Origin of the sequence: Kribbella sp. (assembly GCF_035655035.1) — a bacterium.
GTDB lineage: Bacteria > Actinomycetota > Actinomycetes > Propionibacteriales > Kribbellaceae > Kribbella.
Map to the genome: position 1 here is coordinate 1 of NZ_DASRVN010000476.1, position 14,852 is coordinate 14,852.

At 69.9% G+C, this 14,852-nt stretch carries 15 protein-coding genes; 2 read left to right on the forward strand and 13 right to left on the reverse strand.

Annotated features, from left to right (window positions below):
- The 8 genes from VFF46_RS26010 to VFF46_RS26045 form a co-directional block, all read right to left on the reverse strand.
- The coding region (locus VFF46_RS26010) for an aminotransferase class III-fold pyridoxal phosphate-dependent enzyme (RefSeq protein WP_414673091.1) at positions 1-566 on the reverse strand (566 nt) is incomplete at its 3' end.
- An 87-nt stretch (positions 567-653) separates the two neighbouring features.
- Positions 654-1,568, reverse strand: a complete 915-nt coding sequence (locus VFF46_RS26015; protein WP_325039837.1) for a zeta toxin family protein — start codon at positions 1,566-1,568, stop codon at positions 654-656.
- Positions 1,561-1,878 carry a hypothetical protein gene (locus tag VFF46_RS26020; protein ID WP_325039838.1) on the reverse strand — a complete coding sequence of 106 codons (318 nt, stop codon included), beginning with the start codon at positions 1,876-1,878 and terminating at the stop codon, positions 1,561-1,563. Before VFF46_RS26020 ends, VFF46_RS26015 begins: the two co-directional genes overlap by 8 nt.
- A gap of 26 nt (positions 1,879-1,904) precedes the next feature.
- Positions 1,905-2,897 carry a tRNA (adenosine(37)-N6)-dimethylallyltransferase gene (locus VFF46_RS26025; protein ID WP_325039839.1) on the reverse strand — a complete coding sequence of 331 codons (993 nt, stop codon included), beginning with the start codon at positions 2,895-2,897 and terminating at the stop codon, positions 1,905-1,907.
- A gap of 20 nt (positions 2,898-2,917) precedes the next feature.
- Entirely contained in the window at positions 2,918-3,091 is a 174-nt protein-coding gene (locus VFF46_RS26030; RefSeq protein WP_325039840.1) for a hypothetical protein, read from the reverse strand.
- The gene (bioB, locus tag VFF46_RS26035; RefSeq protein WP_325039841.1) at positions 3,088-4,083 is read right to left on the reverse strand and encodes a biotin synthase BioB; all 996 of its coding nucleotides are present in this window, start codon (positions 4,081-4,083) and stop codon (positions 3,088-3,090) included. The genes VFF46_RS26030 and bioB overlap by 4 nt, the downstream gene beginning before the upstream one ends.
- A 527-nt stretch (positions 4,084-4,610) precedes the next feature.
- A complete protein-coding gene (locus tag VFF46_RS26040; protein ID WP_325039842.1) occupies positions 4,611-6,311 on the reverse strand; it encodes a GMC family oxidoreductase in 1,701 nt (566 codons plus the stop codon).
- Positions 6,308-7,900, reverse strand: coding sequence for a succinic semialdehyde dehydrogenase (locus tag VFF46_RS26045; RefSeq protein WP_325039843.1), 1,593 nt, complete (start codon positions 7,898-7,900; stop codon positions 6,308-6,310). Before VFF46_RS26045 ends, VFF46_RS26040 begins: the two co-directional genes overlap by 4 nt.
- A gap of 171 nt (positions 7,901-8,071) precedes the next feature.
- On the opposite strand from VFF46_RS26045, the gene VFF46_RS26050 reads away from it, so the two are divergent.
- Together VFF46_RS26050 and VFF46_RS26055 are read left to right on the forward strand one after the other, a co-directional pair.
- Positions 8,072-9,520 (forward strand): hypothetical protein, encoded by a 1,449-nt coding sequence (locus VFF46_RS26050; protein ID WP_325039844.1) that lies wholly within the window; start codon positions 8,072-8,074, stop codon positions 9,518-9,520.
- Between the two features lie 73 nt (positions 9,521-9,593).
- Positions 9,594-10,502 carry a TIGR03086 family metal-binding protein gene (locus tag VFF46_RS26055; protein ID WP_325039845.1) on the forward strand — a complete coding sequence of 303 codons (909 nt, stop codon included), beginning with the start codon at positions 9,594-9,596 and terminating at the stop codon, positions 10,500-10,502.
- Positions 10,503-10,506: 4 nt separating this feature from the next.
- Here the strand turns inward: VFF46_RS26055 and VFF46_RS26060 are convergent, their stop codons facing one another.
- From VFF46_RS26060 to guaB, 5 genes are all read right to left on the reverse strand, one after another.
- Complete coding sequence (locus tag VFF46_RS26060; protein ID WP_325039846.1) at positions 10,507-10,905, reverse strand: hypothetical protein; 399 nt, start codon at positions 10,903-10,905, stop codon at positions 10,507-10,509.
- 69 nt (positions 10,906-10,974) lie between these two features.
- Entirely contained in the window at positions 10,975-11,421 is a 447-nt protein-coding gene (locus tag VFF46_RS26065; protein WP_325039847.1) for a hypothetical protein, read from the reverse strand.
- Between the two features lie 69 nt (positions 11,422-11,490).
- On the reverse strand, positions 11,491-12,210 hold the full coding sequence (locus VFF46_RS26070; RefSeq protein WP_325039848.1) for an acyl-CoA thioester hydrolase/BAAT C-terminal domain-containing protein: 720 nt from the start codon (positions 12,208-12,210) through the stop codon (positions 11,491-11,493).
- A complete protein-coding gene (locus VFF46_RS26075; RefSeq protein ID WP_325039849.1) occupies positions 12,207-13,313 on the reverse strand; it encodes a GuaB3 family IMP dehydrogenase-related protein in 1,107 nt (368 codons plus the stop codon). The genes VFF46_RS26070 and VFF46_RS26075 overlap by 4 nt, the downstream gene beginning before the upstream one ends.
- Positions 13,314-13,339: 26 nt before the next feature.
- Positions 13,340-14,851 carry an IMP dehydrogenase gene (gene guaB / locus VFF46_RS26080; RefSeq protein WP_325039850.1) on the reverse strand — a complete coding sequence of 504 codons (1,512 nt, stop codon included), beginning with the start codon at positions 14,849-14,851 and terminating at the stop codon, positions 13,340-13,342.
- Position 14,852: the final 1 nt, after the last annotated feature.

Below are 14,852 nucleotides of genomic sequence, written 5' to 3' on the forward strand. Positions count from 1 at the left end.
CCCGCCGGCGGTTGTGGGCCGAAGACCTGATCCTGCAGGGCGCCGGTGAAGAGCGAGTGCATGCCGTTGACCGGGTCGCAGACGCTCATCGGCGCGAACGTGTCGCCGTGGTACCCGCCGCGGACCGTCAGCATCCGGGTCCGCCCGGTGTTGCCGCGGGCAACCTGGTACTGCAGCGCGAGCTTGATCGCGACCTCGACCGACACCGACCCGGAGTCGCAGAAGAACACGTGCCGCAACGGATCCGGCGTGATCTCCACCAGCCGCTCCGCCAGCCGGATCGCCGGTTCGTGGGTCAGGCCACCGAACATCACGTGACTGAACTCGTCCACCTGCCGCTTCAGCGCCGCGTCCAGCACCGGGTTCCGGTACCCGTGGATCATGCACCACCAGGACGCCATCGCGTCGATCGCCTCGACGCTGCCCCCAGCCCCGTCGTCGAGCTGCAGCCGGACCCCGGAAGCACCTCGCACCAGCCGCACCGGCGACGGCGCACTCAGCGACGAATACGGATGCCAGAGCAACTCCGCATCCCGCTGTTGCCACGCACTGACCGACAGTGACACCGCTTCTCCTCCATCCCGAGGATTCCCAACGGTAATCGCTCCACCTCACCACCCACCCCGCAGGTGCTCAGGATGTGACCAGTTCCTCTAGTACGACGAGGTGCCCGCCTTGGCGATGTGGAGCGTCACTGCCACCGGATCCAGGCGTGGCCGCGCGAGGGCCATCAGGGCCTTGGCCCCGTCCACGGACTCGTCGCGGATCCACTGCACGGGAGCGGCCAAACCGAACCGTTCGACCGTGCTGGTCGCCTCCAGGAAGTCCCGCGACTCCGCGACCGTCCAGGCGCGGTTCCGCTCCCAGGTGATCGCGTCGGCGGTCCGGGCGGGCTGCTGCCACTCACCGGCCCGCTCGTTGCCGTAGACCAGTCGGCCGTCCGGACGGAGCACGGCGACCCGGTCGACCCAGTCACCGTCGTCGATCAGCTCGGCCGCCCGCAGGACCCCGGCGTACCCGGCCTCATGCCGCTCCTGCGTCGCGAGCCGGCCGAACCCGAACGTCTGCAACGCACGGATGTGGCGTTCCAGTACGCCGAGCCGGCTGACGGCCTCGGACACCGCGAGGATCGCGACCTCGACCGCGTACCCGGCCGCCTTGAACCGGCGGGCCGACGTCGCGAACTCCTCCGGGTCGACCAGCTCGGTCTCGACGATCACGTCGTACCGCTCGTCGATCGCGAGGTCCACTGCCCGGCCGAACCAGCGCAGACCGTCCGCCTGGACGTACCGGTCCGACGTCGCGGGGTCGTCGGTGATCGGCTCGTGGAGCCGCGGGTGGTACGCCTCCAGGACCGTCGGACTCAGCACCACCGGGCGCCCACGACTCGCGAGAGCGGCCTTGACCTGCGCGGTGACCGACGCCTTGCCGTCACCGGCCTGTCCGGCGACGAACACCGCTACCGGGCGCTCCTGCGACGTACCGCCGAGCTGGTCGGGGACGATCCGGTCGCGGAAGATCCGCTCACTGTCCGCCTCGCTCAGCAGGAACCGGTCCTCCTCAGCCACCTGACGCATCCTGCTCGTCGTCCTCGTCCACACTGAGCAGCTCGTCGGCGTCGTCGCGGACACGTTTGACCGCACGAACCGCCAGCGGATCCAGTTGCTGTCCTCGCGCCGCCCAGGCCGCCTGCTCCGCACGCAACGCCGCGACCGCGTCGGGCTCTCCGGCCGCTTCGGCCTCGGCGATCAGGTGCGCGTAGTACCCGACGGCCTGCCGGACGCCTTCCTGGGCGATCTCGTACCCGAGTGCCTGCCCCGGCGTCCACCTCGGCGTACCCAACCCCGGCAGCACTTTCAGCTCGGCGAGGTAAACCACACATGGACGATATCCGACAGCTCGGGTCAGCCGGCTCGTCGGGTGGTTGCCCCGGCTGCCAAGGCTTTCCGGACGGCCGCGAACGCGTCATCGGCAGTACGGACGGGCCGGACGCCGGTGAGTTTTCCGATGGCGGCGCGTTGGCGGCGGGTGTGGGTTCGGATGCGGTCGACGACGCGGGTGCGGACCTCGGCGCGGTCGGTGTCGTCGAGGTTCGCGACGGACCTGCCGCGGTCCAGGGCGACGTCGAACCACTCGGTGTAGCCGTGGGTGTGGACGACCTGGTTCGGGGACTTCTGGCCGAGGCGGCGGTACTGCGCGAGGACGTCGTACCGCTCCTCCAGGTCGAGCACCTCGTCGCGGAGGCCGCGGGCGACCTGGTGGTCGTACGTCGCGGCGACTCGCTGGTCGATGTCCGCGGCCGGGCGGTCGACGGCGAAGACGACCTGCCGGGTCGCGGGGGCGGTGGCGCGTTCCGGGTCGTTGCCCATGGCCCGGGCCAGAGCGTTCACGATCGCGTCGTAGTTGTTCTCGTGGATCTTCGCGGCCGCCTTCGGGTCGAGGCGGGCGAGTACGGCGTACGCGTCCTCGGCCATGCTCCGCGGGAAGTCCCGGCGGATCGCGTTCCGGGCCTCGGCGACGGCGTCGACCTCCCAGCCCTCGAGCAGCGAGCGGACGTACACGCTGGTACCGCCGACGATCACCGGGACCCCACCGGACGTCCAGCAGTCCTCCATGTGCCGGCGCGCCTGCGCGACGAACGTCTCCAGCTCCAGCTTCCGGACCGGCTCGGTGACGTCGATCATCGTGTGCGGGATGCCGCGCATCTCCTCCGGCGTGGTCTTGCTGGTACCGATGTCCAGGTACCGGTACACCTGCCGCGAGTCCGCGGAGACCACCATCGGCGGCAGCCCGAGCTCGTCGCGGATCCGCAGGCAGAGGTCGACCGACACGGCGGTCTTCCCCGCCGACGTCGGCCCGTACAGGGCGACCAGCAGGCGCGGCGTCGGATCGGGCATGCCCCCAACCCTAGCCGGGCTCAGCCCGAGGTCAGTTCACCGTGGACGGAGCAGCGGGCGGTCCAGCCCATCGGGTGCACCTGGACGATCATCCGCCGCCGGCACTCGGTGCAGTACCGCGGCGGCTCCAGGGCCAGCGCCCGTACGCACGCCTCGTGACGCCCCTCCGCGCCACATCGCCCGCAGTACGTCACAGCGACTTCTGGAGTTCCTTGACCGGCATCTTCAGCTCGGCGAGGAGGTCGAGGTCGGCGGTGGCCGGGCGGCCGAGGGTGGTCAGGTAGTTGCCGACGATGACCGCGTTGATGCCGCCGAGCAGGCCGTCGCGGGTGCCCAGGTCGCCGAGGGTCAGCTCGCGGCCGCCGGCGTACCGCAGCACGGTCCGCGGCATCGCCAGCCGGAACGCGGCGATCGTCCGCAGCGCGTCCTTGCCGTCCATCACGTCCAGGTCGCCGAACGGCGTACCGGGCCGCGGGTTGAGGAAGTTCAGCGGGACCTCGTGCGGGTCGAGCTCGGCGAGCTGCGCGGCCAGTTCGGCGCGCTGCTCGAGCGTCTCGCCCATCCCGACCAGGCCGCCGCAGCACAGCTCCATCCCGGACTCGCGCACCATCAGGCAGGTCTCCCAGCGCTCCTCGAACGAGTGCGTGGTGACGACGTCGCCGAAGTACGACCGGGCCGACTCGAGGTTGTGGTTGTACCGGTGCACGCCCCACGACTTCAGCTCGTCGACCTGCGCCTGGGTGAGCATGCCGAGTGAGCAGGCGATGTTGATGTCGACCTCGGCGTTGATCGCGTCGATCCCGGCCTTCACCTGCGACATCAGCCGCTCGTCCGGCCCGCGGACGGCAGCCACGATGCAGAACTCGGTGGCGCCGGTCTTCGCGGTCTCCTTGGCGGCCTCGACCAGCTCCGGGATGTTCAGCCAGACCGCGCGCACCGGCGAGGTGAACTGGCCGGACTGCGAGCAGAAGTGGCAGTCCTCGGGGCAGCCGCCGGTCTTCAGCGAGATGATCCCCTCGACCTCGACCTCCTCGCCGCACCATTTCACCCGGACGTCGTGGGCGAGCGCGAGCAGTTCCGGGAGTTCCTCGTCGGGCGTCCGGAGCACCTCGGCCAATTGCTCCTCGGTCAACCCCGTGCCCTGTTCCAGAACCTGCCGACGTGCCACGTCCAGGATGTCGTTCATTGGTCTCCTGCCTCATCAGAACGGTCGGCTCAGCGTAGGTCAGGCGGGTACGCCGGCACTGCGGCGGGCGTCACGTGGGACACCTCGCACCGAAGTGCCTCACGACCACGCTCCGCACTTCCCGGAAAAGTTTCTGGGTTTTTCTCCGGAACCTCGTAACCCCCCGTAGACGGGCTCGTTGATGTGTGCAGAGGCGGTTACCGCAAGGAAGACCGCCACCCGATTACCAAGAGCAACTGAAGCTGATCATTACAGTCAGCACGCAGAGTGGTCACAAGGCCTGGAGCTCGCGGAAATCGGAGGTAAGGTAGTAACCAAGAGCTCGGGTCGCCAGCTGTGGTTGGCGACCCGATCCCAAAGCGCCGGGCGCCTCACCCCGGCTTGAGTGGGTCCCTCGGGAAACGATTTGGGCGGAAACGTTCCCGAGGGACCTGCTCCCTTTTCTGGGACATTCAAGAAAGCCTCAGCAAACTTACTGCTGAGGCTTTTTCATTTGCCTCAGCAGTACTCAACGGCGAGATCTTTTGTTACGACTCCGTCACAGACTGCTTCGGGAAGATCGGCAGCCGCAGCGCCCCCGGAGCATCGACCGGTACGACGGGATGCGCCGGCCGTACCGGCTGGATCCGCCGGTACTCCGTGCCGACCGCCGGCCGCGGGTCGTCGGCGCCCTTGTTCGGCCAGAACGAGAGCGCGCGCTCGGCCTGGGCGGTGATCGTCAGCGACGGGTTGACGCCGAGGTTCGCGGAGATCGTGGAGCCGTCCACGATGTGCAGGCCGTCGTACCCGTAGACGCGGTGGTACGGGTCCACCACGCCGGTGGCGGCGGAGTCCCCGATCGCGCAGCCGCCGATGAAGTGCGCGGTCATCGGCACGTTGAACGGCTCGCCGATCGTGCCGCCCGGGGTCCCGTTCATCAGCTGGGCCATCCGCCGGACAACCTGGTTCGCGACCGGGATCCAGGACGGGTTCGGTGCACCGTGCCCCTGCTTGGAGGTCAGCCTCCAGCGGCCCAGCCGGTCCCGCTTGCCGTACGTCGTGATCGAGTTGTCCGCGGTCTGCATCACCAGCGCGATCACGGTCCGCTCCGACCAGTGCTTCAGGTCGTACAGGCGGCGGATGTTCTTCCGCTGCACGCCGAGCTCGCGCAGCCAGATCCGCCAGCGCGGCTTGTCGCCGTCGCCGTCGGTCAGCACGGTCTGCAGCAGCGACATCACGTTGCTGCCCTTGCCGTACCGGACCGGCTCGATGTGCGTGATGTCGTCAGGGTGGAACGACGACGTGATCGCCACCCCGCGGGTGTAGTCGACGTCGGTGTCCGTCGAGATTGCCCCGAGCAACGACTCGGAGTTGGTCCGGGTCAGCACGCCGAGCCGGTCCGACAGCCGTGGCAGCTTGCCCTCGTCGCGCAGCCGGTGCAGAAGCTTCGCGGTGCCGAGCGCCGACGCGGCGAACACGACCTGCTGCGCGGTGAAGCGCCGGGTCACCTTGCGATGCGTCGTACGGCAGGTGTCCACGGCGTACCCGCCGTCCGGGAGCGGCTCGACCGACGTGACCGTGGTCAGCGAGTAGACCTCCGCGCCGGCCTTCTCGGCCAGGTACAGGTAGTTCTTCGTGAGCGTGTTCTTCGCGTTGTGCCGGCAGCCGGTCATGCACTCGCCGCAGTCGATGCAGCCGGTGCGCCGCGGTCCGGCGCCGCCGAAGTACGGATCGTCGACCTCGACGCCGGGCTCCCCGAAGAACACCCCGACCGGCGTCGGGTGGAACGTGTCCCCCACGCCCATCTCGTCGGCGACCTGCTTCATCACCTTGTCGGCGGGCGTGAACCCCGGGTACGTCGTGACGCCGAGCATCCGCTTCGCCTGGTCGTAGTACGGCGCGAGCTCGGCCTTCCAGTCGGTGATGTGCGACCAGGCGCGGTCGGTGTAGAACGCGGGCAGCGGTTCGTACAAGGTGTTCGCGTACACCAGGCTGCCGCCGCCGACGCCCGCGCCGGACAGGATGATCACGTCGCGCAGCGCGCTGATCCGCTGGATGCCGTACATCCCCAGTCGAGGGGCGAACAGAAACCGCTTGGTGTCCCACGAGTTCTTCGCGTACGACGCGTCGTCGAACCGCGCGCCCGCCTCCAGGACCGCGACCCGGTACCCCTTCTCGGTCAGCCGCAAGGCGCTCACCGAGCCGCCGAACCCCGACCCGATGACGACCACGTCGTAGTCGAAACTCATGGGCGGCCGATCTTCTTCAGGATCCGGAGCGCGCCGGTCATCAGCTCGGCGAACTTCTCGTCGGAGATCCCGTGCGAGGCCGCGATCGGGATCAGCCGCTGGGTGGCGATCGCCTGCGGTTCGACGTACCGGCGGATGCCCTCGACGCCCTGGCGGCGGCCGAGCCCGGACGAGCGCATGCCGCCCATCGGGGTGTCGATCGAGCCGAACGTCGCGCCGTACCCCTCGTTGACGTTCACGGTGCCGGCCGTCAGTTGCGCGGCGACCGCGCGGCCACGACGGCCGTCCCGGGTCCAGACGCTCGCGTTCAGGCCGTACTCGCCCTCGTTCGCGCGCTGGATCGCCTCGGCCTCGTCGGAGAACCGGTAGATCGAGACGACCGGCCCGAACGTCTCGTTGTCGAAGCACTCCATCGCGGGCGTCACGCCGGACAGCACGGTCGGCTCGTAGAACAGCTCGCCGATGTCCGGGCGCGGCTTCCCGCCGGCCAGCACGGTGGCGCCCTTCTCCCGCGCATCTTCCACGTGCCGGGTAACCGTCTCCAGCTGTGCCTTCGAAATCAGCGAGCCCATGTCGACGTCCCACCCGGTGCCGGCGGAGAGCCTCAGCTTCTTCACCCGGTCCACGAAGGCGGTCACGAACGCGTCGTACACCTGGTCGGCGACGTACAGCCGCTCCATCGAGACGCACAACTGACCGGCGTTCGCGAAGCAGGCGCGGACGGCGCCTTCGGCGGCCCGGTTGAGGTCGGCGTCCCGCAGTACAAGCATCGGGTTCTTGCCGCCGAGCTCGAGGCTGCAGCCGATCAGCCGCTCGCCGCACTGCTGCGCGACCAGCCGGCCGGTCTTCGTCGAGCCGGTGAAGCAGATGTAGTCGGCGTTCTGGATCAGCGCGCCGCCGACGGTCGGGCCGTCGCCGTTCACGGCGAGCCAGGCCTCGCGCGGCAGACCCGCCTCGTACAGCAGTTCGATGCCGCGCAATGCGGTCAGCGGGGTCTGGCTGTCCGGTTTGTGGACGACCGTGTTGCCGGCCAGGATCGCCGGCAGGCCGTCGGAGATCGCCATCGTCAGCGGGTAGTTCCACGGCGAGATGATGCCGACGACACCCTTCGGGACGAAGCGTTCCTCGGCGCGGGTCAGGACCGGGAAGATCCCGAGCTTGCGCTGCGGTTCGAGCAGCTCGAACGCCTTGCGGCCGTAGTACCGCGCGGTCAGTGCGACGTGCGCGAGCTCCTCGAACGCCTGCTTCCGGGCCTTGCCGGACTCGCGGATGATCAGGTCGACCAGCTCGTGCCGGTGGTCGAGGACCAGGTCGTGGTACCGCAGCAGGATCGCGGCGCGCTCGGCCAGCGGCACCCGGCGCCAGCTCTGCTGGGTCTTCCGCGCGGCCCGGACCGCGGCCACGACGTCGTCCGCACTCGATACCGGCAGGTCCGCGATCGGCTGCCCGGTGGCCGGCGCGTACGACGTCCGGGTCCCGGCCGTCGCCCGCAGCAGCCCCGACAACCGCCGGATGACCGACTGATCGGTCGCATACGACGCGGTCGGATCGAGCTCCGGATCAGCTGGAATCGACGTCTGCTCGCTCACGCCTCCACCTCGCTCCGCTCGGTTCCGGCCTGAGCGAGATGCTCGGCTCTACCCTTGGTTCGCTCGCTGCGCTCGCTCATAGCTGAAGGCTACCTGTCGGTAACGGAGACTGTCAGCATCAGAGGTTGGTTAAGCTGAGCGGCTGAACCGGTGAAGGGGTGGAACGTCAAGATGGTGGACAGCGGGGGGCTCTGGACGCCTCCTGAGGACGAGCTCAGTGAGGCGCTGCAGACAGCCCAGGTGCTGATCGAGGAAGGCCGCGCCGACGAGGCCGGGCCGTACCAGCAGCGGGTCATCGAGCTGGCCAGGGAACGCGCCGAGGCGCGCCCGAACCACTACGAGGCCAAGCACCTGATGGCCGCGACGCAGTACGAGCTGGCCGGGTCGCTGAACGCGTCCGGCCGGCACGAGGAAGCGCTGACCGCGCTGCACGAGGCGCAACTCGGCTACACCGAGCTCCAGGACGCCGGCGTCCTCGACGCCACCTGCTTCCTCGCCGACGTCCGCGCCCGGCGCGCGATGACCCAGGCGCACCGCGGCCACGGCGCCACCGCCGTACTGGAAATGGACGGCGCGGTGATCGCGTACGGCCAGCTGGTCGGCGGCGCGCAGGGACTGAAGCACCAGCCGGACTTCGCCCGCGTGCTGGCGATGAACGCGCTGATCCTGCGCCGGTACGGCGACCCCGCGCTGGCGGTCGCCTCCGCGGACGCGGCGACCCAGCTGTTCCTGCAACTCGCGGACCAGATCAACGAGAGCCCCCAGTCGCTGTCGTACGCCCGCTACCTGTGTACGGCGACCGCGGTGTCCGCCGACGTGCACGCGGCCGAAGGGCGGCTGGACCTCGCGCTCGAGGCCGACGAGATCGGGCTGACCACGGCCGACACGCTCGCCGACTCGGAGTCGGCGACAGACATGCGCACGCTGGTCGCCGCCCTGGTCCGCAAGGGCAAGCACCTCGGCAGCGTCGGCCGCCTGGAGGGCGAGGCGTGCCTGCAGACGGCGTACGACACCGACCCGGAGACGGCGACCCGGGTGGTCGAGGAGCTCGACCGCGGGCTGCCGTTGACGCTGGTTGCCGCGCTGGAGAACGCGGAGATCAAGCTCGGGCCGTTCGAGCAGTACCACCGGCTGGTCGCGCTGAGCGAGCCGGCGCCCGGGATGACGCTGGCGACGGTATCGGGCCGCACGGACCCGGAGTCGGCGGCGCTCCGGGCGGCCGAGCTGGCCGAGCTCGTCCGCCCGTTGCTGCCGCAGGACGGGGAGGCCGCGCTGACGCTCGGGATGGAGGCGCACTACCTGTTCGCGATCTCGTCGGAGCGGGAGTCGCACCGGATGCGGTTCCAGACCGCGACGTACGTACCGATCTGGGCGCGGCTGCTGCTGGACATCTCCGAGGCGTACTTCCAGGCCGGCCGGACCGAGATCGCGCTCGACCTCGGCGGCTGGTGCGCGGAGGTCGCGACCGCGCTGATCCCGTACGCCGACGACGACGAGAAGATGAAGGACCTGGCCGGCGCCTGCTACCGGCACCACGGCAACCTGCTCGCCGCCACCGGCGACGTGGCCGCCTCGCACCACGCCCACGAAGCGGCGGAGCAACTCCAGCTCGGCCGTTGAAGGGCGGTAAGGTCCCGCCCGCTTGACGCTCCGATGCCCCCGGCGGACGCTGACGCTGGGAGGGGATGCCGTCATGGATGTCGTGGAACTGCACAACCGTACGGTCGCGAACTTCGCGGAGCTGGTCGCCGGGGTGGCAGCCGATCAATGGTCGGCACCGACGCCGTGCACGGACTGGGACGTCCGGGCGCTGGTGAACCACGTCGTCGGCGAGGAGCGCTGGACGCCGCCGCTGATGGAGGGCAGGACGATCGCCGAGGTCGGGAACGCACTCGACGGCGATCTGCTCGAGGAGGATCCGGCCGGTGCGGCGTCGGCCGCGGCCCGGGAGGCAGAGGCCGCGGCGACCCGGCCGATCGGCAAGGTGCACCTGTCGTACGGCGACGAGGACCCGCGCGAGTACCTGCGCCAGCTCGCGGCGGACCACCTGATCCACGGGTGGGACCTGGCGGTCGCGATCGGCGTACCGGCGCGGATGGACGCGGAGCTTGTGGCGGAGGTCGGGGCGTGGTTCGCGGATCGGGAGGAGCTCTACCGGTCCGCCGGGATGATCGGCGTCCGGCTCGCGGGATTCACCGATCCGTCCGAGGCATTGCTCGCGGCTTTCGGACGTGATCCACGGTGGACGCCGGCGCTGCCCGTGGTCGAGCGGTTCGGGACTGCGTTCGGCGCCGGGGATCTGGCCACGGTGATGTCGCTGGTCACCGATGACGTCGTGTTCGAGTCCACATCGCCCGCCCCGGACGGCGGGCGCTTCGAGGGCGCGGACGCGGTACGGGCGGAGTGGGCGAAGCTCTTCGCGGACACGGCCGACCCGCGGTTCGAAACCGAGGCGACCGTCGTGTTCGGTGATCGCGCCGTGGTGCGGTGGCGGTACTCGTGGGCTACGTCTTCCGGTGACCGCGGGCATGTACGCGGCGTCGACGTACTGCGCCTGCGGGACGGCAGGATCACGGAGAAGTTCTCGTATGTGAAGGGTTAGGACCCTAGTCGGCCGGCTCGGTGCGGAGGGCGCCGACGAACAGGCCGGCCTCGGCTTCGGTCATGCCGGTCTCGGAGACCACCAGGGCGGTCGCCTGGTGGAGCTCGCCGGCCGCCTTCAGGGCGCGGGTGCGTTCGGCGAGGTTCGTGTTCGGGCGGCGGACCACCGGTGTCTCGGTGGTCGGCGGCACGTACCGCCCGAGCCGGATCTCGTCCACCAGCTCCTTCGCGTGCGCCAGTCCGAGACCGGTTCGCTCACGGACCAGCTTGACCGCGTTCACCATCTTCTTCGTGGTGATCAGGAACCGCACCTGATCGACGTCGTCCGGGGACAGTCGCGCCCGCCCTACGGCAAGGGCAACGTTGTCCGTGTCCTGGCTGTTTCGTCGGCTGAACAATCCCATGCCGCAATCCTTCCAGAACCCGGCAACCCCCGAGCCTCTCCCGCACGTCGCCCAGGATGTGGGCAGCCGTCAGCTCCCGCCGCCGGCTGCTGGAACATCCTCGTAGTCCGCGACCCACGCGTCCGCAAGGTCGAACGACTGCAGCAGCCGGAGCGCAGCGTCGCTCACCACCAGCTCGGTGCCGTCGTCGAGGGCGAAATCGTCCTGCCCCGCCCTCCCGCCCGGAATGAGGCGGAACCAGTCGGGCGGAACCTCACGATCAGACACGAGCGCGTACTGCTCGCCCTGTGATGCTCTGGCCGGCTCGAGCTCGTAACCGGTGAGATCAGAGGCCCGCAAAGCAGCGGCAAGGCGCTCCGTCACGAACCAGAACGCGACCGTGGTGACGAGGTCAGCGCCCATCCATCCATCGAAGACAAGGTGTAACAGCCCGGAGTCCGCGACCCGCTGATTCTTGTCGTAGCTGCACTCAGGCGCCAAACCACCTGGTACCTCGGCATCGACGTAGTGGTACACGGTTCGCTCCTTGGTCGGATGTCTCGAGGATCGTAGGCCGACACAGTCGCACGCGAGGTCCAGGCAGCCTCAGCTTCCGGCGAGCACCCGGAGCACCTCCGGCCATGCCAGGTCGCCGAGCTCACGGTCAGCTGCGTCCGTGCCGCCGCGGGCCATCCGCTGGCCGGCGGTCTTCGGCTCCTCACCCGGCAGTACTGCGCGATGCCCGGCCGCGGCGACCTTGACGAGATGTGTCGGACGATCACCACGCCGCCGGACGATCTCCTCCGCGAACTCGACCGCCGGCCACACCTGGTCGTCACCACCGGCGATCAGCAGGATCTCCCCGCGGATCCGCTCCACGGGGATCCGCATCGGGCCGGTCGCCGCCCGCAGGCTCCGGCGGTACAGCCCGGTGAAGCTCGGCGGATCGGTATCGGGCTGCCAGTCCCGGTCGTACGGCACGAACGGCAGCGGTTCACCCCGCCACATCCACCCGGACCGTTGGCTGCCGTCCTCCAGGTTCCGTCCCCAGACATAGGCGCTCGGGGCGAACGCGATCACCGAGTCCACCCGGTCGTCGAGCGCACCGAGCAGCAGCGCCGCCTCCGCACCCCACGAGCTACCCATCACGACCAGCCGATCGTGGTGCGCCAGCTCGTCGAGCGGGAACGACTCCAGCGGCACCTCGTGCGTCACCGCCCACGTCGGCGCGAGTACGTCGTACCCCTCGGCCTCGAGCAGGCGCGCCCGCCCGAGGTCCGGCGTACCACTCGAGCCGTGCAGAAGCAGTACGCCGGTCTGCGTCAACCGACGACTACCTCGACCCGCTGGAACTCCTTGAGCTCCGTGTAACCGGTCGTGGCCATGGCACGCTTGAGGGCGCCGACCAGGTTCATCGTGCCGTCCGGGACCCAGGACGGGCCGAACAGGATCTGCTCCATCGTGCCGGTGACGCCGACCTCGACGCGCTCGCCGCGGGGCAGGTCCTGGTGCCAGGCCTCGGCACCCCAGTGGTACCCGCCGCCGGGCGCGTCGCTCGCGCGGGCCAGCGGCGAACCGACCATCACCGCGTCCGCGCCGCAGGCGATCGCCTTCGCCACGTCACCGGAGCGGCCGACCGAACCGTCCGCGATGACGTGCACGTACCGCCCGCCGGACTCGTCCATGTAGTCCCGCCGCGCCGCCGCCACGTCGGCCACCGCGGACGCCATCGGCACGGCGACGCCGAGCACCTTGCGGGTGGTGTGCGCCGCGCCGCCGCCGAAACCGACCAGCACGCCGGCCGCACCGGTGCGCATCAGGTGCAGCGCCGCCTGGTGGGTCGCGCAACCACCGACGATCACCGGGACGTCGAGGTCGTAGATGAACTGCTTCAGGTTCAGCGGCTCGGCCTGGCCGGACACGTGCTCGGCGGACACCGTCGTACCGCGGATGACGAACAGGTCGACGCCCGCGTCCACGACGTGCTTCGCGAACTGCTTGGTGCGCTGCGGCGACAGCGCCCCGGCCACGGTCACGCCGGAGGCGCGGATCTCCTGCACCCGCTGCGAGATCAGCTCGGGCTTGATCGGCGCCGCGTAGATCTCCTGCAGCCGGTGCGTCGCCTGCTGCGCGTCCAGCTCGGTGATCTCGGCGAGCAGGCCCGACGGGTCCTCGTAGCGCGTCCACAGCCCCTCGAGGTTGAGGACGCCGAGGCCGCCGGCCTTCCCGATCGCGATCGCGGTCTGCGGCGACATCACCGAGTCCATCGGCGCCGCCAGGATCGGCAGCTCGAACCGGTACGCGTCGATCTGCCAGGCGACCGAGACCTCCTCCGGATCCCGCGTCCGCCGCGACGGCACGATCGCGATGTCGTCGAACGCGTACGCCTGCCGGCCGCGCTTGGCCCGGCCGATCTCGATCTCGGTCATCTGGTGTGATTCCTTCGGTCAGGCGGTCAGCGGCCGGAGTAGTTCGGGGCCTCGACCGTCATCTGGATGTCGTGCGGGTGGGACTCCTGGAGGCCGGCCGAGGTGATCCGGACGAAGCGCCCGTTCTCCTGCAGCTCCGGGACGGTGCGGGCGCCGGTGTACCACATCGACTGGCGGAGGCCGCCGACCAGCTGGTGGGCCACGGCGGACAGCGGGCCACGGTACGGCACCTGGCCCTCGACGCCCTCGGCGATCAGCTTCTCGTCGGAGCCGCCGTCGTGCTGGAAGTAGCGGTCCTTCGAGTACGACTTGCGCAGGCCGCCGGACGACATCGCGCCGAGCGAACCCATCCCGCGGTACGCCTTGAACTGCTTGCCGTTGATGAACACCAGATCGCCCGGCGACTCCTCGCACCCGGCCAGCAGCGAGCCCAGCATGACGGTGTCCGCGCCCGCGACCAGCGCCTTCGCGATGTCACCGGAGTACTGCAGGCCGCCGTCGCCGATCACCGGGACACCGGCCGGCTTGCAGGCCAGCGACGCCTCGTAGATCGCGGTCACCTGCGGTACGCCGACACCGGACACGACCCGCGTCGTACAAATGGAGCCCGGGCCGACGCCGACCTTCACGCCGTCAGCGCCCGCGTCGACCAGCGCCTGCGCACCCGCCCGGGTGCCGACGTTGCCGCCGACGACGTCCACGCCGCGGGTCGCCGGGTCGGCCTTGAGCTTGCGGATGATCTCGATCTGCGCCTTCGAGTGCCCGTGCGCGGTGTCCACCACCAGCACGTCGACACCGGCCTCGACCAGCGTCATGGCGCGCTTGTACGCCTCGCCGAAGAAGCCGATCGCGGCGCCGACCATTAGCCGGCCGGAGGCGTCCTTGGTGGACAGCGGGAACTTGTCGCGCTTGACGAAGTCCTTCAGCGTGATCAGGCCGGTGAGCTTGCCGGCGTCGTCGACCAGCGGCAGCTTCTCCACCTTGTGCTTGCTGAGCAGCGCCATCGCGTCGTCCGCGGCGATGCCCTGCTTGCCGGTGATCAGCGGCTGCTTGGTCATCACCTCACGGACCGGCCGGGACAGGTCGGTCTCGAAGCGCATGTCACGGTTGGTGACGATGCCGACCAGCACGCCGGCGTCGTCCACCACCGGGACGCCGGAGATCCGGTACTGCGCGCAGAGCGCGTCGGCCTCGCCGATGCTCGCCTCCGGGCCGATCGTGATCGGCTGCGCGATCATCCCGGACTCGGAGCGCTTGACCAGGTCGACCTGCTGGGCCTGGTCGTCGATCGAGAGGTTGCGGTGCAGGACGCCGAGACCGCCCTGCCGGGCCATGGCGATCGCCATCCGGGCCTCGGTGACGGTGTCCATCGCGCTGGACACCAGCGGGATGTTCACCCAGACGTTGCGGCTCACCCGGGACCGGGTGACCGCCTCGGACGGGATGACGTCGGACTCGTTCGGCTGCAGCAGTACGTCGTCGAAGGTGAGGCCGAGGACGGCGAACTTGTCGGGAACTCCAGCGGGGGTGATGTCCATG

What these genes read in the sequence shown, in the direction of transcription:
- VFF46_RS26025 (WP_325039839.1), bottom strand. Translation starts at nt 2,897, where the DNA reads ATGCCCGATCCGACGCCGCGCCTGCTGGTCGCCCTGTACGGGCCGACG.
- VFF46_RS26040 (WP_325039842.1), bottom strand. Translation starts at nt 6,311, where the DNA reads ATGAGTTTCGACTACGACGTGGTCGTCATCGGGTCGGGGTTCGGCGGC.
- guaB (WP_325039850.1), bottom strand. Translation starts at nt 14,851, where the DNA reads ATGGACATCACCCCCGCTGGAGTTCCCGACAAGTTCGCCGTCCTCGGC.
- VFF46_RS26075 (WP_325039849.1), bottom strand. Translation starts at nt 13,313, where the DNA reads ATGACCGAGATCGAGATCGGCCGGGCCAAGCGCGGCCGGCAGGCGTAC.
- VFF46_RS26060 (WP_325039846.1), bottom strand. Translation starts at nt 10,905, where the DNA reads ATGGGATTGTTCAGCCGACGAAACAGCCAGGACACGGACAACGTTGCC.
- VFF46_RS26055 (WP_325039845.1), top strand. Translation starts at nt 9,594, where the DNA reads ATGGATGTCGTGGAACTGCACAACCGTACGGTCGCGAACTTCGCGGAG.
- VFF46_RS26050 (WP_325039844.1), top strand. Translation starts at nt 8,072, where the DNA reads ATGGTGGACAGCGGGGGGCTCTGGACGCCTCCTGAGGACGAGCTCAGT.
- bioB (WP_325039841.1), bottom strand. Translation starts at nt 4,083, where the DNA reads ATGAACGACATCCTGGACGTGGCACGTCGGCAGGTTCTGGAACAGGGC.